Origin of the sequence: Desulfothermobacter acidiphilus (assembly GCF_052073645.1) — a bacterium.
GTDB classification, from domain to species: domain Bacteria; phylum Bacillota; class Desulfotomaculia; order Desulfotomaculales; family Ammonificaceae; genus Desulfothermobacter; species Desulfothermobacter acidiphilus.
Genome location: NZ_CM125440.1, coordinates 1,942,381 through 1,968,980, shown reverse-complemented (window position 1 = coordinate 1,968,980; position 26,600 = coordinate 1,942,381). Strand labels below are relative to the sequence as shown.

Sequence of the window (26,600 nt, the reverse complement as noted above, 5' to 3'; positions counted from 1 at the left end):
CCTCCTCTAAGCCAGACCGAGAAGCATTATAACACAAACCACCCACCCGATAAAAGCCCTTCTAATAGCCTCCGGTCTATTAATAAAGGTCACCAACCTGGCCTGGTAGCTCCTTCAAGGCGCAGTAGCTTCAGCTTCCACTCCAGCCCGCTGCTGAAGCCCCCCGGCGTTTTCTGCCCCACCACCCGATGGCAGGGCACGATGACCGGGGTGCGATTGGCCGCCAGAGCTTGCCCCACCGCTCGCGCCCCCTTCTGGAGCTTAAGCCGTCTCGACAGATCGCCGTAAGTGATGGTCTCGCCGTAAGGAAGCCGGCGGGTCCAGACCAATACCCGCCGCTGAAAGGAAGAATAACCGTCCCACGCTAGAGGGACCCACGAAAAATCCACCCGCTCACCGGCAGCGTAAGCTTGCAGGCAAAGAGCCAGCCTTTCCCCCTGCGGGAGAACCCTCTCCTCCCCTCCCGCCGCTTCCCGGCCGCCGGGCAGCGAAAAGCGAAGCAGCTCCCCGCTTGCCGACCAGAAAGCCCAGCAAAGACCCCAACCGGGGATTTCAATCTTCTGCACCGTCTGTGCCGCCACCCGCCCCGGTGTTATTGCCCTCATTCTCTTCCGTTTTCTCCTCTTCTTTCTCCTCCAGATTTTCCACCTGCTCGGCCATTTCTCTAAGCCGAGCTGCCACGCGGCCGTGCACGGTATCGGGAGGAAATTTCCCCTCCGCGTCCCTCTCTCCAGCCGGCACCCCGGTCAAGAGCTCTATCCCCTCGTCCACCGTCTCCACCAGGTAGATATGAAAACGCCCCTCGCGAATCGCGTCCACCACGTCTTCCCGCAGCATGAGGTTTTCCCGGTTGGCTGCGGGTATAATCACCCCTTGATCCCCGGTCAGCCCACGGGCCCGGCAAACATCGAAAAACCCTTCGATTTTTTCATTGATCCCGCCTACCGCTTGAATTTCCCCCTTCTGGTTAACCGAACCGGTCACCGCTAGGTTTTGCTTTAGCGGTAACCCGGAGAGAGCGGAAAGCAGAGCGTATAGCTCGGTGCTGGAAGCGCTGTCCCCTTCCACCCCTTCGTAGTTTTGCTCGAAGACCAGGCGCGCCGCCAGGCTCAAAGGGGCCTCGCGGTAATACTTCTCGTTGAGGTAACCGGTGAGGATGAGCACTCCCTTGGTGTGGATGCGCCCTCCCAGCCGTGCTTCCCGCTCAATATCGATTACCCCCTCTTTGCCCGCCGCCACGGTAGCTGTAATCCGCTGCGGTCGGCCGAAAGAGATATCGCCCAGATCGATCACCGCCAGACCGTTGACCTGGCCCGGCCGAACTCCCGTCACCTCGATTTTAATAAAACGCCGCCTGATCATTTCTTGAATGCGCTCCTGGATCAAATTGGAGCGGTAAAAGCGGGCTTCGATAGCCTGGCGCACGTGCGAGGCCGAGACGTACAGCGCTCCCTCTCTGCGAGCGTAATAACAGGCTTCGCGCACCACATCGGCTATTTCCGAAAATTGAGTGGCCAGTTTAGCTTGATCTTCTGCCAGGCGCGAACCGTACTCCACCAGCTTAGCCACCGCTGAGGCATCCAGGTGTAAAAGCTTCTCTTTCTCACAGAGGGTGCGGAAAAAGGCGGCGTATTTACGCACATTTTCTGGCGTCCGGTCCATAAGGGTGCCAAATTCCGCCTTCACCTTGAAGAGTTCCTGAAAGTCAGGATCGTAATGGAAAAATATATAGTAAAGTAGCGGGTCGCCCAAAAGAATCACTTTCAAACGCAAAGGAATCGGTTCCGGTTGCAAAGTTTTGGTGGTAAATAACCCCAGACGCTCGCCCAGGTCTTCGATTATTACCCGCCCCTCGCGCAAAGCCCGCTTGAGCCCGTCCCAGGAGAAAGGGTTGCGGAGCATCTCTTCCACCGGAATGACCAGATAGCCACCGTTGGCCTTGTGCAACGCCCCCGGGCGGATCATGGTGAAATCGGTGATCAAGGCGCCAAAAACCGCTTCCCGCTCGATGCGCCCCACCAGATTGCTATAAGTAGGGTTGTACTCCACGATCACCGGGGCCCCGGCCAATTCGCTATTATCGACCAGTGTGTTGACCTCGTAGCGGCGAAAAGGGTCCTCCCTATGCCAGGGAGTTGCGGGCCGCTCACCCTCTGCCCGGCCGCGGAACAAAGGCAAATTATCCAATATGTCCATCTTTACTGCTTCCAGGTAAATGAGCACCGACGGCAGGGACTGGTATTTTTCCCGCATCTCCCGCAGCAGAATCTCCAAAACGTAAGCCGCCACTTGTTGATCGAGCTCCTTTATAGCTTCCTGAGCCATCCGCTCTAAGTTCTGGAGCTCGCGAAAAGTGCTGGCCACCTCGGCCTCCAACTCCTCGCGCCGCCGGATAATCTCCTCCTGGCGAGCGCGGGGCAAAGCGGCGAAATCCTTGTCTTTAATGGGCTCTCCTTCCACTACGGGGATGATAAAGAGGCCGGTGGGAGTTGGTTGGATCACAAAACCAGCCTGGCTAGCCCGCTCGTTTAACTCCTGAAAAAGACGGCTGCGCTTGGCATTGAAGCTCTCGATAGTCTCCTCGCGCTTCTTAGCGTACTCCTCGCTTTCAAAAGCGCGAGGGATCTCCCGGCGGGCTGAGGTGATAAAATCCTTCATATCCCGAGCAAATTGCATACCCTTTCCCGCCGGCAGTTCCAGCGCTCGGGGAGTGTAAGGGTCGCGGAAATTATAGACGTAGCACCAGTCTGAGGGCACGGCTCTGGTCTTGGCTATGCTCTCGAGAAAGTTTTTAACCGCTGTGGTTCGCCCCGTTCCCGGAGGGCCAGCCACGAAAATGTTGAACCCCTGGTCATCGATCTCCAGCCCGAACTCTAGGGCCTTGACCGCTCTCTCCTGCCCGATAATGCTCTCCAGCGGTTCAATCTGATCGGTCTTCAACCACGAGCCCAACTCCGTTTCTGTGCAAATCGCTCGAGCCTCTTCCGCTGTAACTCGCCGCGCCAAAGATCACCGCTCCTTTCCTGCCCTGTCCCACAGGTTCTTAAAGGGATTATATTGGGAAGAAGAGTCAGCAGCAAGACGCAAGGGGAGGGAAAAACTCCCTCCCCGGTTGGGTAGAAATGGGGCGATCGCTATTCGGCCAAGTGGATTACACCGGTTATGGCCAGGAGCAGAACCACGATTTCAGCCGCGACGATGAGGCTAAAGGGAATATCCCGCTTGGCCACGTAGAAAGGAAACAGGAGAATAAACCCTAATACTTGCAGCCCAGCCAGCACTGCAATCCCAATAAAGTTAAGAAAGTCACCGTATTTCAGATAATGAACCCAGTTCCAGCCAGTGGGCATGTGCGCTAACGGAACCAGCTTCTTTACACTCATACCCCAGAGCTTAGGGAGCTCTGTAACCGGGATATAGGGTTTCAAGATACCGCTAACGTAAAAGAAGAAGGATATGATGAGCAGGCCCATACCGATCAGCATTCCCCAATAAAGGAGAGTAGCGTAAACCTGCTGCTCCCGCGGGATTTCCACCATTTTGCCCTTGTCACTCATTTTCTCCCCTCCTTACTTCCAGATGCCCAGACCCTGCAGCAGAGGCCGGATACCGGCAACAATCATAATCAAGATAACCATGTAACGCACCGCCTTGGGGCGCACAATGGTCAAAAGCTTAACCCCAATGAACGACCCCAGCATTATGCCTATGACCGAAGGCACCACTATCATAGGCAGACAAGCTCCCGAGTTGAGGTATACCCAAGCCGCTGAGGTATCGGTGATGGAGAGGAGAAACTTGCTGGTACCCACGGCGATCTTCAGAGGAGCTCCCATGACCAGGTTCAGCACCGGCACATTAGCCCAACCCGCTCCCAAGCCGAACATTCCGGCTATAAAACCGATGAATATAAAGAGGAAGAGCCCGATGGGCGTGCGCCAAACCGTCCAGTCCACCGTTTTCCCGGTGGAAGCTTCGTAATAAATGCCTTGGATACGCAGCACCTGCGCCAACTTATCAGCGTGGGGGACGTGAGGGAACTCCGAGCGCTTGGAAACGATGAAAATAAAAGCTACAAACAGAATGGTTACACCCAACAGCACCTGCACCACATTTTTAGGCAAGGCCAGGCCGGCTAACGCACCGAAAGCACTGGCTGCAGAGGCTAACAGCGCCGCGGGCAGAGCCAGACGTAAACTGGCTAAATTGCCCCGCAAAAGACCAGGTGCCGCTGCCAGTGAGCCAGAGAGAGCCACCAGCAAGCCCGCGCTGCGGACGAAATCCAGATGGAAAGGGAAGAAACCGCCTACCAGCGGGGTGAACAGCACACCGCCACCGACCCCGCCCAGCACCGCTAGAATACCCAAAATGATGGTGAACAAGAAGAGAAGCAGGGGCCAAATCCACCAGTTAGATCCACTGGGATCGGTCGCGGCAGCAGTAGCAGCCTGCCCAGCTGCCGTCCCTTGGGCCAGCACAACGCCACTTGATAGCCAAGCTAGCATATTTTTCCCTCCTACCGTGGTAGTATGGTGAGCCTAAGCCAATTTTTCAGCCCAAATGAAGGTACTCTCTTTCTCTAAATGAATGTCCAAGTAGTTATGCTATATGCTATCCCCTCCCCGCCCGCCTTTAGCCTACGGCTTACTTAACCACCATCACCGGCTGGTGAGCCAGCTGCAAAACCTTGTGGCAGATGCCGCCCAGCACCAACTGCTTGATCGGGCCCCGCCCCCGGCTGCCCATAACTATAAGGTCGGGCTGCATTTGATCGGCGTACTCGATGATGGTGGGAACCACCTCGCCAATCAGCACCACTTTTTCTACCTTAGCCCCCGCTTCCTGAAGAACCTGCTCCGCCTTGCACATATCCGCCAGCGCTTTTTCCTTGGCTTGGGCAATGAGCTTTTCCTGCTCCTCGTCTGGTAAGGTCAGGAAACCCCAAGCTCCCGTCTCCCAGAACTCTACCACCTGCAAAAGCGTAACTTCGCCGCCGCCCATGGCCTTAACCAATTTAGCTGCACTTTCAGCCGCCCGCAAAGCGAATAAGGAGCCATCGTAGAGCACCAGAAGCTTCATCCTTTCACCCCTCCCAAGCGAGAAAGTTACATTTTTCACTAATTAATTATATCGGACCATGCTATTCTTGACAACCAGGCAATTTTTTATTCTCCCGCTTTTCCTTCTCCCAGCCCATACTCCTTTAGCTTCAAGTGAAGGGTGCGCCTGCTAATCCCCAGGGCCTGAGCGGTGCGGGTGCGGTTGAAATTGTGTTCTTGCAGCGCCTTCAATATGACGGTCCGCTCCACATCTTGCAGGATCTCTGCCAAGGTTTGCCCCGAGCGCAGCTTAAAAGCGAGCTCCCCTTCCTCCAAACCGAGCTCGCGGTGCTCTCTTAGAGTAAGCGGTAGGTCCTCCGGTAGCACCAGCATCCCCTGGGCCAGCACCACCGCTCGCTCGCAGACGTTACGCAACTCGCGTACATTGCCCGGCCAGTCGTAGCTGTGCAAAATGGCCAGGGCCTCGGAGGAAAAGCCCTGCACCGGTTTACCCAGCCGGGATGCTGCCTGCCGCAAAAAGTGCTCCGCCAAGAGGGAAATATCTTCCTTGCGCTCCCGCAACGGGGGGACCCGGATGGTCACCACGTTGAGCCGGTAGTAAAGATCCTCCCGGAAGCTCCCCTCCTTCACCATCCTCTCCAGATCCTGATTGGTAGCGGCGATAATCCGGACGTCCACGCGGACGGTTTTTGTACCGCCCACCCGCTCGAATTCTTTTTCTTGCAGAACCCGGAGCAGTTTAGGTTGCATGGTAAGGGGGAACTCCCCGATCTCGTCGAGAAAGAGAGTGCCTCCTTCGGCCAATTCGAATTTGCCTAGCTTGCGCGAGGTGGCGCCGGTAAAGGCACCTTTTTCGTAGCCAAAAAGTTCACTTTCCAAAAGGTTCTCCGGTATGGCCGCGCAATTTATCCGCACGAAAGGCCCTTGACGGCGACGGCTGTTGCGGTGCAATGCCCCTGCCACCAGCTCCTTGCCCGTTCCGGTCTCGCCCATTATGAGCACGGTGTAATCGGTATCGGCAAATTTACCGATCTCCTTAAAAACCTCGATCATGGCCGGGGAGCGGCCGAGGAGTTCTTCAGCCGGAGCTCCCCCCGCCAGTTCTTTTTTTAACGCCCGAGCTTCCTGAGCCAGGGCTTCCACTTCGACGGCGCGTTTGAGGGTCAGGAGAAGTTCTTCGATGTTGAAGGGCTTCAGGACATAATCGAAAGCCCCCAATTTCATAGCCTCAATGGCCGTATCGGTGGAGCCATAAGCGGTCATGATGACCACCGGGAAGGCGTACCCTCGCTCCTTTAGCAACTTAAAGAAGGTTAAGCCATCCATCTCCGGCATCCTTATATCAACCAGCGCCGCATTGACCTCCAACTGCTCCAGCAAGGCGAGGGCCTTTGTGGGCTCCAAAGCGGTAACTACCTCGTAGCCCTCGGCTTCCAGCAGGTCGCGCAACATCTGGCAAACGCTTTCCTCATCGTCCACCACTAGCACTCGCGCCATCCTTACTTCACCTCCCGCCTCGTCACCGGCAAATAAACCCGCACGGTGGTGCCAACTCCAACTTGGCTCTCAACTTCGATATGCCCACCGTGAGCAGTTACGATCTCGTGGGCCAGGGCCAAGCCTAAACCGCTTCCCCGCGCCTTAGTAGTGAAAAAGGGATCGAAAATGCGGGGCAGGTTTTCCTCTGGAATCCCGCATCCGGTATCACTAACCTGCACCACCACGTGGGTGCCGTCGGGGGCCAACCCGGTTCGCACCTGGAGCTGCCCTCCTTCGGGCATAGCCTGGTAGGAGTTGTAGATTATGTTCATGAGCACCTGACGCATCTGCTCCGGGTCCAGCCAAACCGGCGGGAGCTCGGAACCCAGCGAGACGTCCACCTTCACCTTACTGTCCTGGGCCTGACCTATGAATTGGAGCACCTGATTAACCAGCTGGTTGAGATCCTGAGGCTTAAGCTTCATTTCCGCCGGGCGAGCGAAAAACAAGAGCTTATCCACAATGTTGTTAAGCCGCTGCACCTCCTGGGCCACCAGGGGAAGGGAGTGGGGCGTGGGTCTACCGTAGCGCTGCCACATCTGGATATAGCCGCTTATGGTGGTCAAAGGGTTGCGGATCTCATGCGCCACGCCGGCTACAAATTTACCTAGCGCTGCCAAGCGCTCCTGGCGTTGCACCCGCTCTTCCAAACGGCGCCGCTCGGTGATGTCGCGGAAAGTAAGCAGCACACCCACCGGTTTGCCCTGGGGTCCGGTTAAAAAGTTGGTGCCAGCAATCAACTCCCGCTCTCCTTTGCTTCCTGGATAGCGTAGAGAAAGATCGCGCACCGTCTTTCCCTGTTCCCAAGCCTGCTGCAAAACGTCCTGCAGCGGTCCCGGAGGAAATACCTCGGTCACGGGGCGACCGACAATCGTCTTGGGATCTAGTTCCAGAATCCGAGCCGCTACCGGGTTTACAAGCACCACTTTGCCCCCCGTATCCAGAGCTACAACCCCCGCCTCCACATTATCCAACACCAACTCGTTGAAACTTTTAACCTCCGCCAGACGATTAGCCAGATGGTTGATGGCGGTGGCTATTTCGCCTAACTCGCCGAAAGCCGGAGGCAGGCGGTAAGTGAGATCGGTTTCCAAATGCGAGAGCCCCTCTTTAACCCGGCTGACAATCTCCAGGAAGCGGTTTAGAAGGAAGAAAAATCCCCCTACACCTATAATTATGCCGGCTATGATAGTGAGGTAAGCCTCGCGCCGCACTCGCACCAGCCGCTGATACACATCTTTAGTGTTCTCCTGAGCCACCACCGCTCCTATGACTTCCCCGTTGCGAACCAAAGGACGGTAAGCTTCGATAAGCCCCGTGCCTCCGAGGCCCAGCACCGTAGTCACGGGCCGGCTGGAAGTGACTGCGCGCTCTATGTCCTCCTTGCGTCGGATAGAAAAGTTTTCTCCATAGGTCTCAGTGTGCCCATTAAGAATGACGTCCAGCTCCTTAGAGTAGAAACCAAATTCCACCCCCGGGTACTCCGCAGCCACGGAATCGATCACCGGTTTCAACGCTTCGTTTAGCACCCGCACCTTGTCCCGGGTCCGAGCGTCGGGAGGCACGTTATTGGCGCGCAAGAGGTCGTTGAAGGTGCCAGGGAAACGGCGATCCAACAGAGCCATACCTTGCTCCAGCTTTGCTTTATCCCCTTCGAGCATCCCTTGCTCCGCCCGCTGCATTACGTAAAGCATATAAAAGGTAAGTAAGCTGGGCAAAGCTAGAAGCACAAAAGTAAAAAGGAAAAGCTGCTTACTAAACCCTAACCGGCGATTCCAAACCCGCATGGAAAGCTTCATCTCCCCTTGTTCCTAAATTCGCTAAGTTATCGCCTAATCCTTCTACAAAGTAAGAAGATATTAATGTCCAGCAAAAGACAATATATGTTAACCATCAAGACATACCGTTGGTTAGATTTAATATGGTATCATCAGCGTGAATTCTGCTATAGCAAAGACAGATATTACTAGGGGGTGACATAAATTGCCAATAAATCACTCCTAAACATGCACAGCACTGAGCATAACTAAGGAGGCCAAGAAACATGGAAGAAATTGTTTGCAAACCTGCTACTCCCAAAAGCCCATTCGTCACCAGCGAAGATTGGTGGTCCGTGTATTTGGGGATTTTCTTCCTCTTAATGGTATTCCTAGCGTTCATAACCCATCTGGCCAACCCGGACGTACTTAAAAGCGCTATGCCGGTGGAGTGGCCCCAGAAAAACCTACTTAATCACCTAGTTAGCAATTTCCCAGCTTACCTTTTGTTATACGTCCTACTTACTGCCCTTACTACTATCGCCGCCAGAGCAATGGGAGAAGACGTAGTCCAGTACATAGCAGGATTCACGGTGCTCTTTCTGGGAGCGTTTCTAGTGCTAATTCTAGGAAGCCAGCAGACCTTAAAACTTTACGGCCTCGAGTATCCCTTCTGGTCGCTGGTCTTGGGGTTAATTGTGGGCAATCTTGTAACCCTGCCCCGCTGGCTCCGCGCCGCCAGTGACCACACCGAGTTCTACATCAAAATGGGCATCGTCCTCCTAGGTGCCGCTTTACCCTTCACTACTATTGTAAAGGGTGGCGTGTGGGGTTTTCTAGAAGCGGCTTTGATTAGATCGTGTCAACCTACTGTAGGAGTCTCGAGCCCCACTGTCCCCGGACCAGGACGAACTACCAAAGAAGATCGATGTTCCGGCTCAAAGCTTTGAGGGCTCTGGTTAATGACGTTACCGGACCCCGTAGAGCGGGAAGATTATCGAACACCTCACCCGATATTTTCCTTAGCCTCTGCCTCTCTTCCTCGACAGCTGCCTTATCGATCTCTAAAGCCTTTAAGCCCTCCTTCCGTCGGGCTACATATTGCTCCCGCAAGGAAACACCATTCGCCTTCGCCACCCGCAACCGGGCCATCCGGTCTACCCCACGAGCACTCCAGGCCATCGGTCGGGATGATAACCGTGCCGAGAAGAGATGACTTACGTGCGCCTCCGCACTTACCCCCAACTCCGCCCCGGGATAAAGCCGGTAGGCCATTATCCCCTCCCAGTTCCGCCGGATGTAACGTCGGCAATCCCGTACCGCTTCCTTCCGCGCAGGACTCGCCGCAGCTTTGCCCGCCCGCCGCAAAATCGCCTGTACCTTTACCTCATCACCCTCCCATAAGGCCGCCCAAATCTCTCTATAACCATCACTATCACGCCCCAAAGCAGCCACCAGGTACTTGTCCAGGTGAAAAAGATCTAAGACAAAGACGCTCCTCGGTAGAAACTCCAGCCCTTTCTTTATCCACCTGTCTCCGTCACCGCAGAGGTAAATCCGCTCCACAGAAGATAATTCGTACTGCTCCTCGATGTAGCTCAACACCTCGAACCACAGCTCATCCGTATCTGAGTAAAGCCCTCCCAAGTAATAAGGCCGCTTGAGTCTGTATCTGTCTTTCCCCACCTTCTCTTTCCCCTCGTGGATGTAAACCAGCCGGGGTAAGTACTTCTTCCCGTCCTGACCTGCTACGTGGTCTTCATCCGCCTCCACATAAAGAACCTTCCCCCGGCGCTTCTCCCCAGGCGGCTCGGGCAGTTCTTCCAGTGTAAAGTTGTGAATCACCTTCTTCACCGCTTCGCCGCTTAGCACAACCTCCCGATTGCCTCTCCCTACCCTCTCGCCACTCTTCCGGTAGGAAAGATCTACCGCTTCTTCTAAGGCTTGTGCTTTAACCAGAGGATCAACCCGTGCGTGCGGCCCGTAACCTACCAACCGATCTATCAGGTGCACCCGCTCCCCAGTCTCTTTGTGCCGGTAATAGGTTCGCTTATAGTTGACCAGACCGAAAAGGGTAAGTACTTCTTTGGGATCGTTTCGCCGCTCTACCCGCCAGCCGGGCCGCTTTTCCCGGTGCTCCCGAAGATAGGCGTCTTTCGCCTCTAAAACTTCCCTCAAAACCTCCTGTCCCAGGTTATTAAGCTCCTGCCAGAGCTTCTCCTCGAAGCTTAAAAAGTTGGTCCCTTCCTCCAGAACCTTCAACGTTAGCTCCGCTACCCTCTGGAACTTCTCCCAAATCTGCTTTATAATCTGCATAGAGACCTCACCCTCCTGAGTGGTTGTTTAAGCAACTACTCGTCCGTTGCAAGGACGGTGAGGTCTCTCTTCTTTCTCCCCTTCCTTAGCTCCTGCAAAATTCCTACAGTAACTTTACACTAACCTTTGATTATCACCGGTGGTTTTACCACTGCCTTTCTGATTTCCCGCAAACTCGGCTTGGAACGGGAATTCGCCGCCGTGCTGGGAGCGGGATCGTCGGTGTGCGGCGTCTCCGCCGCCATAGCCGTGGGTTGCGCCATCGGTGCCGACCAGAAAAAGGTGGGGTACGTGGCCTCGATGGTGGTGCTTTACGCCCTCGGGCTTATTTTCCTCCTGCCCTTCCTCTCGCGCGTGCTGGGACTTCCTGATGTGGTGGCCGGAGCCTGGATTGGCGGGTCGGAATTGGCCGATGCTGCCGGGTTGGCCGCCGCCGCCATGGTCTCGGAAAAGGCGGTGCAGGTGTTCACTCTAGTTAAGCTCAATCGGGACGTTATGGTGGCTATAGTGGCCTTCATCCTGGCCATCGTGGCCGTCACCCGCTGGGGTAGCGGGCAGGAAGGTAACGGGCGCCCTGGTGCCGGAGTCATCTGGGAGCGTTTCCCTAAATTTGTGCTGGCTTTCTTGCTAGCCTCACTCCTATCCACTTACTGGGTCAGCACTTACGGCAAACCGGTTAACACCCATGTGATTGGCAACCTCAATGTGCTACGCACCTGGCTCTTTACCCTGGCTTTTCTCTGCATCGGCCTCAATACCCGTTTCAAGGATCTCAAAGTGGAGGGAGTGAAGCCGGTCATCGCTTTCTCCACCGTGGTGCTGGTGAACGTGCTCATGGGGTTCATCCTGAGCCACCTGTTCTTCGGCGGCATTATTGCCCAGCCCATTAAGTAGGTGCCGCTTGGTTAGCGCATAAGCTTAGGAGCTCCGGGAAGCCTTAGTAAAGAGCCCCCGGAGCTCCTCTTTATCGCCAGCCTGGCGAGCACCCTCGCCCGAACCCTTTCCGGAGACCGGGTAACAACACCTAAGGCGACACAAGCCAAGCCGGCAACCAGAGCCAGCGGCAATAGGTGTGGATAGTCCAATCGACCAATGCAGCTTACTACCGTGCGTTGACACTTTTTAGCTTCGGGTGTTAAAGTGGGAGCAGAAAGCAGTTCTAAGGCCGTTTAAGGAGGTACAAGCATGGCCAAGCAACCTATGGATGGCAACACCGCGGCTGCACACGTAGCTTACGCCCTATCCGAGGTGGCAGCCATTTATCCCATCACCCCCTCTTCGCCGATGGCCGAAGTGGCTGACGAATGGGCTGCCAAAGGACGTAAAAATATCTTCGGCAAACCCCTGCGGATCATAGAGATGCAGTCGGAGGCGGGCGCCGCTGGCGCCGTTCACGGCTCGCTGGTGGGAGGAGCGCTCACCACCACCTTTACCGCTTCGCAAGGGCTGCTACTAATGATCCCCAATATGTACAAGATAGCCGGAGAACTTCTTCCTGGAGTGTTCCACGTAGCCGCCCGAACAGTGGCCACTCACGCCCTATCGATTTTCGGCGACCACTCCGATGTCATGGCCGTGCGGCAAACCGGCTTTGCGTTACTGGCTTCGGCCTCGGTGCAGGAAGTCATGGATCTGGCTCTGGTAGCTCATTTGGCCGCCCTTAAATCCCGCGTGCCGTTTCTCCATTTCTTCGACGGCTTCCGCACTTCCCACGAGATCCAGAAGATCGACGTCATTGACTACGAAGCGATGGCCCAGCTCATGGACTGGGGAGCCCTGGCCGATTTTCGCCGCCGGGCCATGAATCCGGAGCATCCCCATCAGAGAGGAACCGCTCAAGGACCGGACATTTTCTTCCAGCAAAGAGAGGCCGCCAACCCCTACTATCTGGCCACCCCTAAAATCGTGGAGCAGGTGATGCAGCAGGTAGGAGAATTAACCGGCCGACCTTACCAGCTCTTCGACTATTACGGCGATCCCGAAGCCGAACGGGTCATAGTAACCATGGGCTCTTCTTGCGAAGTGGTGGAAGAAGTAGTGGATTACTTGACCGCCAAGGGCGAGAGGGTGGGTCTGATCAAGGTTCGCCTCTACCGTCCCTTCTCCGAGGAGCATTTCTTGCGGGTATTACCGCCTACGGTCCGCAAAATCGCCGTGCTGGATCGCACCAAAGAGCCGGGCGCCATAGGCGAGCCGCTATACGAGGATGTGCGCACGGTGCTGGCCGAAAAAGGTCTGGCTCCGTTGGTGGTGGGAGGTCGTTACGGACTGAGCTCCAAGGAATTCACTCCCTCTATGGTCAAGGCGGTGCTGGACAATTTACTCGAGGACCAGCCCAAGAACCATTTCACCGTGGGCATTAACGATGACGTTACCGCCACCTCCCTCGTCCTGAAAGAAAAACTCGATACCACTCCAGCGGGAACCCATCAGGCCATGTTCTTCGGTCTGGGCGCCGACGGCACCGTAGGAGCGAATAAAAACTCGATAAAGATCATCGGCGACCACACCGATCTTTACGCCCAGGGTTACTTCGTTTACGACGCCAAGAAAGCCGGGGGAGTAACCATCTCGCACCTGCGCTTCGGACAGCGACCTATAAAGGCCCCTTATCTGATTGAGAGGGCTGATTTCCTGGCCTGTCACCACCCCTCCTTCGTGAACCGCTACGACATGCTGAAGTACGTGAAAGAAAACGGCACTTTCCTCCTCAACTCCCCGTGGAGCCTGAAGGAGATGGAGTACCAGCTTCCGGCCGCGATGAAGCGAGCTATAGCGAGCAAAAAACTGCGCTTCTTCAATTTGGACGCCTTCAAGATCGCTCAAGAAGTGGGGCTGGGAGTCCGCATCAACACCATCATGCAGGTGGCCTTTTTCAAGCTGGCCAATGTGATCCCGGTGGACGAAGCTATCAAGTACATCAAGGAAGCCATTGTGAAAACCTACGGCAAGAAAGGCGAGCAAATCGTTAACATGAACATAGCGGCGGTGGATAAGGCCCTTTCCGAATTGGTAGAAATCCATTACCCAGAAAGCTGGGCCGAGGCCCAGGAGGAAGAACCCCCGCACCGCCAGGAAGAGCCGGAGTATGTGACCAAGATCATGCGACCCATGCTGGCCTTGCGCGGCGATGAGCTCCCGGTAAGCCTCTTCACGCCCGACGGGGTCTTCCCCACCGGCACCTCGAAATACGAGAAGCGGGGCATCGCCATTAAAATCCCCAAGTGGTTGCCCGAGCATTGCATTCAGTGCAATATGTGCTCGCTTTACTGCCCCCACGCCGCCATCCGGCCTTTTCTGGCGAAGCCGGAGGATCTTCAAGGTGCTCCCTCCACTTTCACCACCCTGGCCGCCATAGGCAAGGAAGCAGCCGATCTCCGGTACCGCATCCAAGTTTATCCCCTGGACTGTACCGGTTGCGGCAATTGCGTGGAGGTTTGCCCAGCTAAAACTAAGGCTTTGGAAATGGTGCCCATCGAGGATTTGGTGGAAGAGGAAAACCGCAACCTGGCCTTTGCCGAGCAATTGCCCGAACGGGAAGCCCCGTACGCCATCAACACCATCAAGGGAAGCCAGTTCCGCCAGCCACTGCTGGAGTTCTCCGGAGCTTGCGCCGGCTGCGGCGAAACGCCTTACGTCAAATTGGTAACGCAGCTCTTCGGGGACCGCATGATCATCGCCAACGCCACCGGCTGCTCTTCCATCTGGGGGGGGTACGCTCCCTCCTGCCCTTATACCACCAACCGCCGCGGGCACGGCCCGGCCTGGGCCAACTCTCTCTTTGAAGATAACGCCGAGTTCGGTTTCGGCATCGCCCTGGGCGTGGCCAGCCGGCGTGAAGAATTAGCCGATGTGGTCAAGCAAATTCTCTCAACCTCCGTGAGCGAAGGCTTCCGCAACGCTTGCCAATCCTGGCTGGAGGGCAAAGATGATGCCGAGCTCTCCCGCCAGTGGGGCGAGCGGATTAAAGAGCTCCTTCCGGAAGAGATCGGTCGGTCCCAAGGAGAAAACAGCAAAAAGCTGCAGCGGTTAGACGAACTCAAGGACTATTTGGTAAAGAAATCTATCTGGATCATTGGTGGGGACGGTTGGGCCTACGACATCGGCTACGGGGGACTAGATCACGTGATCGCCAGCGGCTTGGACGTCAACTTGCTGGTACTGGACACCGAAGTTTACTCCAATACCGGTGGCCAAGCCTCCAAGTCCACTCCTTTGGGAGCCGTAGCCCCCTTCGCCGCTGCTGGTAAAACCACCCAGAAAAAAGACCTGGGTTTGATGGCCATGACTTACGGCACCGTTTACGTGGCCTCCATCTCGCTGGGAGCCAATCCGGCCCAGGCCCTGCGGGCGCTGCTGGAAGCAGAGAGGTATCCTGGTCCCTCCTTGATTATCGCCTACGCCCCTTGCATGAACCACGGCATTAATATGGGGAAGAGCCCCTTCTACGGGAAACAGGCTGTTCAAGTGGGGGCCTGGATTCTCTACCGCTACAACCCCGAACTGGCCAAAGAGGGCAAAAACCCGCTACTTCTGGACTCTCCTGAACCCAAGGGCGATTTCCAGGAGTTCTTAATGGGTCAGGTGAGGTTCGCTGCTCTTAAGCGTCAGTTCCCGGAAAAAGCAGCTGAACTTTTTGCCCGCGCTGAAGAGCAAGCTAAGAAGCGCTGGGAACTTTACCGCAAACTATCCACTTGTTAGCACTCACTGGTTCTGAGCGAAGGTGAAGGGGGGCATCAGCCCCCCTTCACCTTCGAGAGCGTACAATTTCAGTAGGTGACGGAGGAGACTCATGAAGGAGGAGACCTCGCCCCTCACGGACAATTTTCATGGACTGAAAGGAGGAGCGAGGTCTCATGCACAGTCAACCTATTTCAGACATTCAACCTCTTGCGGACATAATCCTTCTTCTGGGGGAGAAAGTTAGCAAACTAATTACCGAATGCCGCGACTTCTACAAGCTCGAAGAAGAAGTGTACAAGCTCTCTCAAGAAGCTTGCGTGAAGATCTTCGCCTGGGCCCTCGAGGAAATAGACACCTGGCTCGTGAACGCCCGGGACAAGCGCACCTGGAAAGTGATAGGCTTCCGGGAAAGAACCGTAGTTAGCAGCTTTGGGGAATTCAAAGTAAAAAGGCGGCTTTACAGGAACAAAAAGACGGGAGAGGCCAGGTTTCTTCTTGACGAGGTTCTGGGCTGGCAGGAGAGGTCTAGATGCACGCCGCGTTTGAAGGAGATGGCGGTGAAGCTTGGGAGCGAAGTACCCTTCAGGCGGGCAGCGGAAATTCTCGGTTATTTTGTCCCTGGGATAAGCGCCATGGCGGTGTGGCAGGCCGTGCAGGAAGTAGGAGAAGCACTCAGGCAGGAGGGAGAGTCCAGGAGAGAAGCCGTTTTTGAGAAGGGAGAGACACCCGGAGGTAAAGAGAAGACCTCCAGGCTTTACATAGAGGCCGACGGGGTGGTGGTAAGGCTTCAAAGGAGCGGAGAGAAAAGGAAAGAGGTCAAACTCTTCGTAGCTTACACAGGCAAAGAAGCGATTGGGGGTGGCCGGAAGGCTTTAAAGGACAAGCTGGTAACGAGCGGTGTAGGCGAAGGGGAGAGGATGTGGGAGGAAGTTTACTCTGGAGTAGCGAGCCGGTGGGACATGGGCCAGGTGAAGGAAATATACCTTGGGAGCGACGGGGCGGAGTGGGCCAAGCAGGGGGTAGATTACTTCCCTGGGGCGGTACACGTTTTGGACCCTTACCATTTGAACCGGCGGCTTATAGAGGCTTTTTGGCACGATGAGGAGGCCTATAGTGGGATCAGGCAGGCCATTTATCTGGGGGACTGGGAGAAGGTAGAAGAGATTTTAGGAGGAGTAGCAAGGAGAGTTCGCGGGGCTAAGAGGAGGAGAATAGAGAAGCTCTGGCAGTATCTCAAGGAGAACTGGTCGGGGATAGTTACCTCTTCTGCTGCGGAGCATCTGGGGGCCATAGAGGGGCAGGTACAGCACAACGTGGCGCGGCGGATGAAGCGGTTGGGAGCCAGCTGGACGGAGGCAGGAGCAGACAGGATGGCGCGGGTTTTGGCTGCTCGAGCCAACGGGGTGCTCGGGAGGCACACTTCTCGTTGGCCGGTACTGCTGGCCAGGCAAGAACATTTGGCTCAGGCGGTGCGGTTGGAGGTAAAGCGGAAGATAGAGGAGGCGGGGAGTTGGCATAAAGCTGGGTTGCCGGCATTGAGAGGACCCTCTGCCGGAGCTCCATGGGTGAAGCATGTGTTGCGGGAACTAAGCCGGCCTAGCCTCAGTAGTTTGATCCCTTAATGGCGCAGGTACCGGGACTATCCTGGCGGCGAGGTTTCCATGAAGAGAAGTTTTCTCCCGAACCACCTACTAACTCTTGACGCGCACTTCACCTTCGGTGGAGTTTGGCCGACTCTCACCGGAAGGGTTAAAATAGTTGCAGAGCAGCGCAACTGGAAGAGGAGGTGACCCCCTTGAAATGCCGCGTATGCCGGAAACCAGCTTACATCAAGCTGCCAGCTCACAACGCCGCCTTCTGCCCAGAGCACTTTGACGCCTTTTTCCTCCGCCAAGTGAGTCGTACCATTAAAAAGTACCGGATGTTGCCCCCGGGAGCTCGGGTAGTGGTGGCCCTTTCGGGGGGGAAGGACTCCCTGGTAACCGCATTGACCCTGCAGCGCCTAGGATACGAGGTGCTGGGTTTCTTCATCGACTTGGGCATAGGGGAAGAGTTCTCCCTCAGCTCGCGCCGGGCAGTAGAAAATTTCTGCCAGCAGCACCAGATTCCCCTGCACATCTACAGCGTCCAAGAACGGCTGGGCCGGTCGCTGCCCCAGGTGACACGGAAACAAGACCGGATATGCGCCCTTTGCGGCGTCACCAAACGTCACCTCATGAATGAGTACGCCTTGGCCACCGATGCTTACGCCTTGGCCACCGGGCACACCTTGGATGATATGGCCGCCGCTCTGCTAGCCAACCTGATGCGCTGGGACCTCCACTACTTGGCCAGGGGCTTGCCCGTGCTACCGCCAGAGCCCGGGTTCGCCCGCAAAATCAAACCGCTGGCCCTCCAGGGGGAGAAGGAGATCCGCGCTTTTGCCGACTTGCATGGAATCGACCCCACCACTGCCCGTTGCCCATACGCCAGTCAAGCCAAGTTTAAACGCTTTAAGGCTGCGCTGGAAGCCTTAGAGGAGCAATCCCCTGGGTTGAAGCGCTCTTTCTATGAAGGCTACACGCAGCAAGCCCACCGCTTCGTCGAAGCCAGCGCTCGCCCTCCCAAGGTGCGCTGCTTGCTCTGCGGCTTCCCTTCCGCCTCGCCTATCTGCACCTTTTGCCGTACTTGGCGAAAAGAAGCAGCCGAAAAACTGGAGCCCAAGGCTAAACCCTAGCTACCCCACTAAGACGAGCAGCCTCAGCCACTGCCCGGGCCACCGCTGGTGCCACTCTAGGGTCGAGGGGGTCGGGGATGATGCATTCCGGATGCGGTTCCGGCACCAGGCCGGCGATGGCCCTAACGGCCGCAAGCTTCATAGCCTCGTTGATTTCCCGCGCTCGCGCGTCCAAAGCACCGCGGAAGATGCCAGGAAAAGCCAGGGCGTTATTCACCTGGTTAGGATAATCGGAACGCCCGGTGGCTATCACCGCCGCTCCCGCCTGGCGAGCCAGCTCCGGCCGGATTTCCGGTTCCGGATTGGCCAGAGCGAAAACTATGGGATCAGAAGCCATGCTGGCCACCATCTCCGGGGTAACTATCCCCCCGCTAGAAACGCCTATAAGCACGTCCGCCCCCCGCAAAGCTTCAGCCATATCGCCGGTTCTACCTGCTGGATTAGTCAACCGAGCTACCGCTTCTTTGTAGGGGTTATTGGTTTTACCGGGAACCAGAATTCCCTCCCGGTCGCAGACCAATAAATGTCCAGCGCCCAGATCCAGCAGCAACCTAGTCACGGCTAGGCCAGCCGCCCCTGCTCCTATCACCACCACCCGCACCGCTTCCAGAGACTTGCCGGCGCATCGCAAGGCATTCAACAAGGCTGCCGCCACCACCACCGCGGTGCCATGCTGGTCGTCGTGAAAAACGGGAATGTCCAGTTCCTGGCGCAAGCGCTCTTCAATGTAAAAACATGCCGGAGCGGCTATATCTTCCAAATTGATACCTCCAAAAGTGGGGGAGATGAGTCTTACCGCCGTCACCACAGCCTCCGGGTCGCTGGCACGCAAACACAGGGGAAAGGCATCCACCCCAGCCAGCAGCTTAAAAAGAACCGCCTTACCCTCCATAACCGGCAAAGCCGCCTCCGGACCGATATGGCCCAGTCCCAAAACGGCTGTCCCATCGGTGACCACCGCCACCAGGTTGCCTTTAGCGGTATAATCGTAAACCAAATTTTTTTGCTCAGCCACCAGCGCCGAAACCGCACCCACACCGGGCGTGTAAATAAGCGAGAGGTCGTGCCGGTCGCGCACCGGTAGCTTACTCTCCACACTAATTTTACCTCGATGCTTAAGGTGCAAAGCCAAAGCTTCCTCCTCTAACGTCAATCGCCTTACGCCTCCTTTTAAGTTCCAACCTCGCTCTTTTTAAAATACCACCGCTATCACGCAGGTATAAAAGGGTAGGGAGCTCCGTAAACTTTCTCTGCCAGAAAAATTACGGTGGAAAGACGGCTTGGAAGTGGAGCTCTTACTGTCCGCACCCTCTCTCTGCGAAGCTCTGCACAGCGCTTTGCGACAGGAAGCGCAGCTGCTCAACCAGGAAAAAATTCCTTGCCGCCTGAGGAGCGAGAGAGGGTGGAAGTCCCTGCGAGTGAAAATCAGAACTCGCTCGGAAAATGAACAGCGTTACGCCCGGTTACGCCTGGGGCGGTTGCTGGGAAATTTTTTGCTGCGGCACGCTTTAACACTCTACCTCCACTCGTTGTGGGGAAAGGAACTGAGGACAATCACCGGCCACCAATGCCTCCTTACCCCCACCCAGGAGGCCCAGGCGGAACAGGTCTTGGCTCCCTATCGCTCGCTGGTGCGCCAGCGAATTCTTGATTACCTGCGTTCTCCTTCCCCGGTGCAACTGCACCTGGAAGGATTCCTTAATTTCAGGCTCAAGGAACTTCGCTTACCTCTCGCTCGCTTAGCCTACGAAGTGGTGGACGAAATGCTGTACCAGCAAGAAACGGAAAGCACCCTGCTTTTCCTGGAAAATTTCCGCCGGCACCACGGTGCCGGCCACCGCTTAGTCCACTGCTATTACCAGCCCGCTCAGGGGATGCTTTTATGCGACCGAGAGCAAAAAGAGCTGGCCTTTCTCCCTCCCGAAGAGATCTTGCCAGAGGAGGGCCCGTCAGGCTGGCTCGTGAGCACCTTGCTCCTTCTGGGAGCAGAGGAGGTGATACTGCACCGGTACTCGCTCCCGGAAACCCTGGCTTCGCTTCTGTCCCGACTATTTCGCCTGAAGAAATGCCGGGGCTGCGTGTTTTGCCAGTCCGGCAACTCCCCGCTTAAAGCGAATAAATTTCCTCGGGCGAAGGAACCTTGAAGCCGGCTTGTTCCAGCACTCGAATAGAGCGCTCCAGATCATCCACCTTTAATAAGACCAACGCTTGATCGGCGTGGCGAGCCACGAAAGCGTAGAGATACTCGATATTGAGATTGGCCTGGTTCAGAGCCTCCAGGGCTGGCGCCAAACCTCCAGGACGGTCGGGGACAGCCACCGCCAGAACATTGGTGAGCGACACGGTGAAGCCCTCTTCTTTCAGCGCCCGGTAAGCTTCCTCGGGTCGATCGACAATCAGACGCAAGATGCCGAAATCGGAAGTGTCGGCAATGGAGAGGGCCCGAATGTTGATTTCCCTGGAGGCCAGCAGGCGCGCCACCGCGGCCAACCTTCCTCCTTTGTTTTCCAAAAAAACAGAAATTTGTTTCACGCTCATTTCATATCCCTCCTGTCGATAATGCGCTTGGCCTTGCCCTCGCTCCGCTGAATGCTCTTAGGCTCTACGAGGCGCACTTTAACTCCAATGCCCAACAGGGCTTCAATCTCCCGCCGGATCTTTTCCTCCAGCTCCTCCATGCCGCGAACCTCGTCACGGAAAATATGCTCCGAAACTTCCACCCAAACCTCTAAAACGTCCAAGCGCTTCTCCCGATCCACCACCAGCACGTAATGCGGTTCGGTGTATCCCAGGGAAAGCAATACCTCTTCGATCTGAGAGGGGAAAACGTTGACTCCGCGTATGATTAACATATCGTCGGTGCGCCCTTTGACCTTGGCCATACGCACGTGCGTGCGGCCGCAGGGACAGGGATCGGATAGCAACAGAGAGATGTCCCGGGTGCGGTAACGGATCACGGGCAGGGCTTCTTTGGTCAAGGTGGTGAAGACCAACTCCCCCTCTTCCCCAGGAGGCACAGGCTCGCCGGTAGCCGGGTCAATAACTTCGGGCAGGAAATGATCCTCCCAGATATGCAGCCCACCCTTAGCCGGGCACTCCGCAGCCACGCCCGGACCGATAATCTCCGACAGACCGTAGATGTCCAGCGCCTCGATACCCAGACTGCTTTCTATCTCCCGGCGCATCCCTTCGCTCCAAGGTTCGGCTCCAAAAAGCCCCGCGCGCAGTTTGAGTTCCTCTCGCTTCACCCCCAGCTCCGCCATGACCTCGGCCAGATAGCAAGCGTAGGAAGGGGTACAACAGAGAATAGTGGTACCGAAATCGCGCATCAACATAATCTGCCGCTTGGTGTTACCGCCCGAGGTAGGGATAACGGTGCAGCCGATCTTCTCCGCCCCGTAATGCACGCCCAGGCCGCCGGTGAAAAGCCCGTAACCATAAGCGATTTGTACCACGTCTCGGGGCGAAGCTCCCGCCGCCCCCAGGGTACGGGCCATCACCTCCGACCAGACCTCAATATCGTGCCGGGTGTAGCCCACCACCGTGGGCTTGCCCGTGGTGCCGGAAGAAGCGTGAATACGCACAATCGCTTGCATAGGAACCGCAAAAAGCCCAAAGGGATAATTATCCCGCAGATCGTCTTTGGTAGTGAAGGGAAGATATTTAATATCTTCTAGCTGGCGAATGTCTTCCGGACGCACCCCCGCCGATTGAAAGCGCTGGCGGTAAAAGGGCACCTTGGCGTAGGCGTACTGCAGCACCTCCTGCAGCCGCCGGAACTGAAGTCGTCTCAACTCTTCCCGTGGAAGGCATTCCACTGGCTGGTTCCACATTGATTTACCACTCCTTCTGCCGTGTTATGTCGCCAGGTAATGCTCAGATCAAAGCCGCGGGCGAAAGCGCGTTGATTAACCTCCAGGAAGCGAGGCGGAAGGACATCCCGAAGGGCTTCCTCCCATATCTCCCGGGCGATAGCCGTGCAGGCGGCCAGCACCCCGGCCAGCAAAACGTTGACCGAACGGGAATCCAGCCCGTAACGGCGCGCCTCCGCCAGAGCTGGCACCAGCAAAAGTCGATGCCGGCGCGCCAGGTACTCCTCCGTATCCGACGGATAAGCCTCCAAACCCAAAGCCACTCGCAGAGGAGGAAGAGTGTAATCGTTAAGAATAATCAATCCTTCCGGCCGCAAGAAGGGCAGTGCCCGCCTGCCTTCCAATTTCTCGAAAGCCAGCAGAAAATCGGCCGTGCCGGGAGCAATGACCGGAGAGTACACTTCCGGCCCATAGCGGACATGGGTGATTACACTGCCGCCGCGCTGCGCCATACCGTGAATCTCCGAAGTCTTGACCTGAAAACCGGCCAGTTGAGCAGCCCGGGCGATAAGCTTGCCGACAAGCAAGATCCCCTGCCCTCCCACGCCAGCCACCAATATGTTAGTCGGCACCTTGCTCCACCTCCAATGCTCCGAAGGGACAAACCTGAGCGCATAGCCCACAGCCCACGCATAGCCAGGGGTCCACTGCTATGCGGCGCTGTTCCCCGTCCTCTAGCGATAGCGCGGGACACCCCAACTCCAAGCAAAGATTGCAGGCCCGGCAGTTTTCCCGGTGATAATTCAAGGGGCGGGAGCGGGGACGCTCCACGAGGAGGCAGGGGCGCCTGGCCACCACCACCGCCGTAACGCCAGACTCCAGCGCTGCCTTCACCGCCTCTTTCACCGCCCGCAAATCGTAGGGATCGACTACCCGCACGAACTCCGCCCCCAACGCCGAGGCCACTGCAGCCACATCCAAAGCCGGGGCTTCCTCTCCCCGAGCCGTTTTCCCGGTACCCGGGTGGTCCTGGTGACCAGTCATGGCCGTAGTGCGGTTGTCCAGAATGATGACCGGAGCTCGGCCACGGTTATAGACCGCGCTGGCCAGAGCCGAAAGTCCGGTGTGAAAAAAGGTAGAATCCCCGATCACCGCCACCGTTTTCCCGGCCAAGCTGGGGTCCGCCTTGATCAGTCCATGCGCCATCCCCACCGAGGCTCCCATGCAGATGCAAGTGTCCATAGCCCCTAAAGGAGGGAGACCGCCTAAGGTGTAACAGCCTATGTCACCGGTTACCACCAGGTTCATCTTTTTCAGCACGTAAAAGACCCCTCGGTGAGGGCATCCTGGGCACAAAACCGGCGGTCGCACCGGCAATTTTTCCTCTTCCTGAGGAAATTCCAGGTGGACGCCGTACTCGCGGGCCAGGCGCAGCACTTGCGGGTCGCGAACCAGCCCCTGAGCCAAGACGGAGGGGGACAACTCTCCCGTGCGGGGTACCAGCGTTTTGCCCGGCAAAGCTATGCCCGCCGCCCCGATGGCCTCTTCCAGAAAAGGTTCCAATTCTTCCACCACGATGACGTGCTCCACCTCGGCCACCAGCTTCCGCACCAAACTTAACGGTACGGGGTAGCTCATCCCTAGCTTAAGGTAAGAAGCCCAAGGAAAAAGTTCCTTGAGATAGTAGTAAGCCACTCCGGAAGTAATGAAACCTAGGCGTTTATCGCCCCACTCCAGCCGATTCAGTGGAGAGCGTTCGGAGTAAGCCGCGAGCTTCTCCCGCCGTTGCTCCACTTTCTCGTGCAGGACGCGGGCATGGGCGGGAAGCACGGCGTACTTGGCGAAATCTTTGCGATACACCCGGGCGGGCGGGGTTTCCCGTTCCCCTTCAGTCACCAGACTCTTGGAGTGAGAAACCCTGGTGGTGCTGCGGAGTAACACCGGCGTGTCGAAGGACTCACTTATAGCGAAAGCCTCCTTGACGAAATCCTTGGCCTCCTGGCTGTCAGCCGGTTCCAGCAAGGGTATCTGGGCGAAGCGGGCGTAAAAACGGTTGTCTTGCTCGTTCTGCGAGCTATGCATACCGGGGTCATCGGCCGAAACCAACACCAGTCCGGCGTTCACGCCGGTGTAAGAAATAGTCATTAGTGGGTCGGCTGCCACGTTCACCCCCACATGCTTCATGGCAACCAGCGATCGCGCCCCGGCCAGGCTGGCGCCAAAGGCCACCTCTAAAGCCACCTTTTCGTTAGCTGCCCACTCGGCGTAAATCTCCGGGTAATGGCGGATAACGCTTTCCAGGATTTCGGTGCTAGGGGTGCCGGGGTAGGCCACCGCCACCCGCACCCCCGCCTCGTAGGCCCCCCGAGCAATGGCCTCGTTACCGCTGAGCAACTTCACGTTTTCTCACCCCGGCGATCCAGTACCCGCTTGGCCTTGCCCGTGGTACGGGTAAGCGAGCCGTACTCCAGGAGCTTGACCTTGGGAGTTAGAGAAAGGATGGCGTGCAAACGGTGGCGCAGCGCCTCTTCCAGTTCCTCAAGATCTTCGTAGGAACCGGTGAACCCCTCCTGGGACAACTCCACCTGCACCTCCATCTCGTCCAGGTAGCCCCTGCGGTCCACTACGATCTGATAGTGAGGCGCCAAACCCGGGATCCCCATTATAACTTCCTCTATCTGGGAGGGGAAGACGTTAACGCCGCGGACGATTAGCATATCGTCGGTGCGGCCCAAAACGCGCTCCATCCTCCTGGTAGTGCGGCCACAGGGGCAGGGATCGGGAAGGAGCCGGGAAAGATCCCGAGTGCGGTAGCGAAGCAGCGGCAAGGCCTCCTTGGTCAGGGTGGTAAAGACTAACTCCCCTTGCTCTCCCGGTGGCAACGGCTCCCCCGTGGCCGGATCGATCACTTCCACCAGGAAATGATCTTCGTTGATATGCAACCCCTGGCGCTCCTGGCACTCCCCCGCCACGCCGGGGCCGATGATCTCCGAAAGCCCGTAGTTATCGTAAGCTTCTATCCCCCAGACCCGCTCGATTTCTGCTCGCAACCCCTCGCTCCAGGGTTCGGCACCGCAAAGCGCCTTACGCACCCGTAGCTGGCGGGGATTAACACCCATCTGTTGAGCCACTTCCGCGATATGCAGGATGTAAGAAGGAGTGCCCACTAACACGGTGGTACCGAAATCCTGCATCAAGCGGATGTGGCGCTCAGTGTTGCCGGCGGCCGCCGGGATCACCGTTGAGCCCACCCTCTCTAGACCAGCGTGCAACCCAAAGCCCCCCGTGAACAGAGCGTAAGAGAAACAGATTTGGGCCACATCTCCTCGGCCCACCCCGGCCATCCGCACGATGCGCGCCACCATTTCGGCCCAGAGAGCCAGATCTCGGCGGGTGTATCCCACCACCGTGGGCTTGCCCGTGGTACCGGAGGAAGCGTGCAAACGCACCACTCTTCTCATAGGCACAGCGAAAAGGCCAAACGGATAGTTATCCCGCAAATCGTCTTTGGTAGTGAAGGGAAGGTATTTAATATCTTCTAGCTGGCGAATGCCTTCCGGTTTCAGTCCCGCCTCTTCCATTTTGCGCCGATAGAAAGGAACCCGCTGATAGACACGCGCCAGCAGCTCCTTTAATCTGGACAACTGCAACTGCCTTAGCTCTTCCTGGCTCAGAGTCTCCCCCCGACAAATCCCCACTGCCCGCAACTTTTATCCACCAAACCTTTCCTCATAGTAGGATTACCTCTCCCACAGCCCCAGAGACAAGTAGCGCTCTCCGCTGTCGGGAAAAATGGCCACAATAGTTTTAGCAAGATTTTCTGGACGGTTAGCGAGTTGAAGCGCCGCCCAGTAAGCCGCACCGGAAGACAGGCCCACCAGCATCCCTTCCTCCCGCGCTAGTTCCCGCACTGCGGCTTCTGCTTGCTCGGTGGAAACAGCCACCACCTCCGTCACTAATTCTCGCTCCAGCAGAGGGGGCAGAAAGCCTGCGCCTATTCCCTGGATACCGTGCGGCCCTGGAGTTCCGCCGGAGAGCAATGGCGACTCGGCCGGCTCCACCGCCACCACTTGCACCTGGGGACGCCGCTCCCGAAGATAGCGGGCGATGCCCGTGAGGGTACCACCGGTTCCCACCCCGGCCACCACCACCTCTACTCGCCCCTCCGTGTCTTCCCAGATCTCTGGGCCTGTGGTGCGATAGTGGGCCTCGACGTTAGCCGGATTGGCGAATTGATTGGGTAAAAACGCTCCTTCGATTTCTGCTACCAGATCTCGGGCCACGCGCACCGCACCGGACAGCCCCTCTGCCGCCGGGGTCAGCACCACCTGGGCACCAAAAGCGCGAAGCAGAGAGACTCGCTCGCGACTCATGTTCTCCGGCATAGTGATAACCACCTTCAACCCCATCCGCACCCCTAACCAAGCCAGGGCTATGCCCGTGTTACCGCTGGTGGGCTCCACCACCGTGCCCCCGGGAGCCAGCCTCCCACTGGCCAGAGCCGCGCGTAGCATAAAAAGTGCGGCCCGGTCCTTGCTGCTCCCACCGGGGTTGAACCACTCGCATTTGGCCAGCACCGTGGCTCGAGAACTCGCCTGCCGGAGACGGACCAGCGGCGTGCGCCCGATCAAATCCTCCCATTCCTGCACTGGCACCTATATCGCCTACTTTCGCCCCGTTTGCAGTCCATTATAAAGTAAAAGCTCCCGCTTATCCA

General features: G+C 56.9%; 21 protein-coding genes. 6 read left to right on the top strand and 15 right to left on the bottom strand.

The features are described 5' to 3' along the window. Window positions 1-89: 89 nt before the first annotated feature. The 7 genes from ACTLLP_RS09965 to atoS all read right to left on the bottom strand — a co-directional run bounded on the left by ACTLLP_RS09965 (window position 90) and on the right by atoS (window position 8,386). Complete coding sequence (locus tag ACTLLP_RS09965) at window positions 90-566, bottom strand: methylated-DNA--[protein]-cysteine S-methyltransferase (RefSeq protein ID WP_441059466.1); 477 nt, start codon at window positions 564-566, stop codon at window positions 90-92. After that, on the bottom strand, window positions 553-3,006 hold the full coding sequence (locus ACTLLP_RS09960) for a Lon protease family protein (RefSeq protein ID WP_441059464.1): 2,454 nt from the start codon (window positions 3,004-3,006) through the stop codon (window positions 553-555). Before ACTLLP_RS09960 ends, ACTLLP_RS09965 begins: the two co-directional genes overlap by 14 nt. A 128-nt stretch (window positions 3,007-3,134) precedes the next feature. After that, window positions 3,135-3,557 carry a DUF1634 domain-containing protein gene (locus tag ACTLLP_RS09955; protein ID WP_441059462.1) on the bottom strand — a complete coding sequence of 141 codons (423 nt, stop codon included), beginning with the start codon at window positions 3,555-3,557 and terminating at the stop codon, window positions 3,135-3,137. A gap of 12 nt (window positions 3,558-3,569) precedes the next feature. Next, entirely contained in the window at window positions 3,570-4,505 is a 936-nt protein-coding gene (locus ACTLLP_RS09950) for a sulfite exporter TauE/SafE family protein (RefSeq protein ID WP_441059460.1), read from the bottom strand. A 139-nt stretch (window positions 4,506-4,644) separates the two neighbouring features. After that, the gene (locus tag ACTLLP_RS09945) at window positions 4,645-5,079 is read right to left on the bottom strand and encodes a universal stress protein (RefSeq protein ID WP_441059458.1); all 435 of its coding nucleotides are present in this window, start codon (window positions 5,077-5,079) and stop codon (window positions 4,645-4,647) included. Between the two features lie 86 nt (window positions 5,080-5,165). After that, window positions 5,166-6,557, bottom strand: coding sequence for a sigma-54-dependent transcriptional regulator (locus ACTLLP_RS09940; protein WP_441059456.1), 1,392 nt, complete (start codon window positions 6,555-6,557; stop codon window positions 5,166-5,168). A 2-nt stretch (window positions 6,558-6,559) separates the two neighbouring features. Beyond that, entirely contained in the window at window positions 6,560-8,386 is a 1,827-nt protein-coding gene (gene atoS / locus ACTLLP_RS09935) for a two-component system sensor histidine kinase AtoS (protein ID WP_441059454.1), read from the bottom strand. Window positions 8,387-8,643: 257 nt separating this feature from the next. Here atoS and ACTLLP_RS09930 point away from each other — a divergent pair, with 257 nt between their 5' ends. Next, window positions 8,644-9,306: a putative sulfate exporter family transporter gene (locus tag ACTLLP_RS09930; protein ID WP_441059452.1), complete on the top strand. Its 663-nt coding sequence runs from the start codon at window positions 8,644-8,646 to the stop codon at window positions 9,304-9,306. On the opposite strand, the gene ACTLLP_RS09925 is transcribed toward ACTLLP_RS09930, so the two are convergent. Then, window positions 9,269-10,672, bottom strand: coding sequence for an ISLre2 family transposase (locus tag ACTLLP_RS09925; RefSeq protein WP_441058089.1), 1,404 nt, complete (start codon window positions 10,670-10,672; stop codon window positions 9,269-9,271). The genes ACTLLP_RS09930 and ACTLLP_RS09925 overlap by 38 nt on opposite strands. 126 nt (window positions 10,673-10,798) lie before the next feature. Between ACTLLP_RS09925 and ACTLLP_RS09920 the strand changes: the two genes are divergently transcribed. From ACTLLP_RS09920 to ACTLLP_RS09905, 4 genes are all read left to right on the top strand, one after another. Further along, window positions 10,799-11,566 carry a YeiH family protein gene (locus ACTLLP_RS09920; protein ID WP_441059450.1) on the top strand — a complete coding sequence of 256 codons (768 nt, stop codon included), beginning with the start codon at window positions 10,799-10,801 and terminating at the stop codon, window positions 11,564-11,566. Between the two features lie 291 nt (window positions 11,567-11,857). After that, window positions 11,858-15,373, top strand: a complete 3,516-nt coding sequence (gene nifJ, locus ACTLLP_RS09915; protein WP_441059448.1) for a pyruvate:ferredoxin (flavodoxin) oxidoreductase — start codon at window positions 11,858-11,860, stop codon at window positions 15,371-15,373. Window positions 15,374-15,528: 155 nt separating this feature from the next. Further along, window positions 15,529-16,977, top strand: coding sequence for an ISLre2 family transposase (locus ACTLLP_RS09910; RefSeq protein ID WP_441059446.1), 1,449 nt, complete (start codon window positions 15,529-15,531; stop codon window positions 16,975-16,977). A 173-nt stretch (window positions 16,978-17,150) separates the two neighbouring features. Continuing rightward, window positions 17,151-18,071 carry a PP-loop family protein gene (locus ACTLLP_RS09905; RefSeq protein ID WP_441059444.1) on the top strand — a complete coding sequence of 307 codons (921 nt, stop codon included), beginning with the start codon at window positions 17,151-17,153 and terminating at the stop codon, window positions 18,069-18,071. Here the strand turns inward: ACTLLP_RS09905 and ACTLLP_RS09900 are convergent. Then, window positions 18,061-19,224 carry an NAD(P)-dependent malic enzyme gene (locus tag ACTLLP_RS09900; RefSeq protein ID WP_441059442.1) on the bottom strand — a complete coding sequence of 388 codons (1,164 nt, stop codon included), beginning with the start codon at window positions 19,222-19,224 and terminating at the stop codon, window positions 18,061-18,063. The two genes, ACTLLP_RS09905 and ACTLLP_RS09900, sit on opposite strands and share 11 nt — an antisense overlap. A gap of 265 nt (window positions 19,225-19,489) precedes the next feature. Here ACTLLP_RS09900 and ytxC point away from each other — a divergent pair, with 265 nt between their 5' ends. Further along, window positions 19,490-20,215 (top strand): sporulation protein YtxC, encoded by a 726-nt coding sequence (gene ytxC, locus ACTLLP_RS09895; RefSeq protein WP_441059440.1) that lies wholly within the window; start codon window positions 19,490-19,492, stop codon window positions 20,213-20,215. On the opposite strand, the gene ACTLLP_RS09890 is transcribed toward ytxC, so the two are convergent. From ACTLLP_RS09890 to cysK, 6 genes are all read right to left on the bottom strand, one after another. Continuing rightward, complete coding sequence (locus ACTLLP_RS09890; protein WP_441059438.1) at window positions 20,178-20,609, bottom strand: ACT domain-containing protein; 432 nt, start codon at window positions 20,607-20,609, stop codon at window positions 20,178-20,180. The genes ytxC and ACTLLP_RS09890 overlap by 38 nt on opposite strands. Further along, window positions 20,606-21,904: a phenylacetate--CoA ligase family protein gene (locus ACTLLP_RS09885; RefSeq protein WP_441059436.1), complete on the bottom strand. Its 1,299-nt coding sequence runs from the start codon at window positions 21,902-21,904 to the stop codon at window positions 20,606-20,608. The genes ACTLLP_RS09890 and ACTLLP_RS09885 overlap by 4 nt, the downstream gene beginning before the upstream one ends. After that, entirely contained in the window at window positions 21,862-22,515 is a 654-nt protein-coding gene (locus ACTLLP_RS09880; RefSeq protein WP_441059434.1) for an indolepyruvate oxidoreductase subunit beta, read from the bottom strand. The genes ACTLLP_RS09885 and ACTLLP_RS09880 overlap by 43 nt, the downstream gene beginning before the upstream one ends. Next, complete coding sequence (gene iorA / locus ACTLLP_RS09875; RefSeq protein WP_441059432.1) at window positions 22,505-24,283, bottom strand: indolepyruvate ferredoxin oxidoreductase subunit alpha; 1,779 nt, start codon at window positions 24,281-24,283, stop codon at window positions 22,505-22,507. Before iorA ends, ACTLLP_RS09880 begins: the two co-directional genes overlap by 11 nt. Continuing rightward, window positions 24,280-25,533: a phenylacetate--CoA ligase family protein gene (locus ACTLLP_RS09870; RefSeq protein ID WP_441059430.1), complete on the bottom strand. Its 1,254-nt coding sequence runs from the start codon at window positions 25,531-25,533 to the stop codon at window positions 24,280-24,282. The genes iorA and ACTLLP_RS09870 overlap by 4 nt, the downstream gene beginning before the upstream one ends. A 90-nt stretch (window positions 25,534-25,623) precedes the next feature. Then, on the bottom strand, window positions 25,624-26,538 hold the full coding sequence (gene cysK, locus ACTLLP_RS09865) for a cysteine synthase A (protein WP_441059428.1): 915 nt from the start codon (window positions 26,536-26,538) through the stop codon (window positions 25,624-25,626). Between the last annotated feature and the right edge of the window lie 62 nt (window positions 26,539-26,600).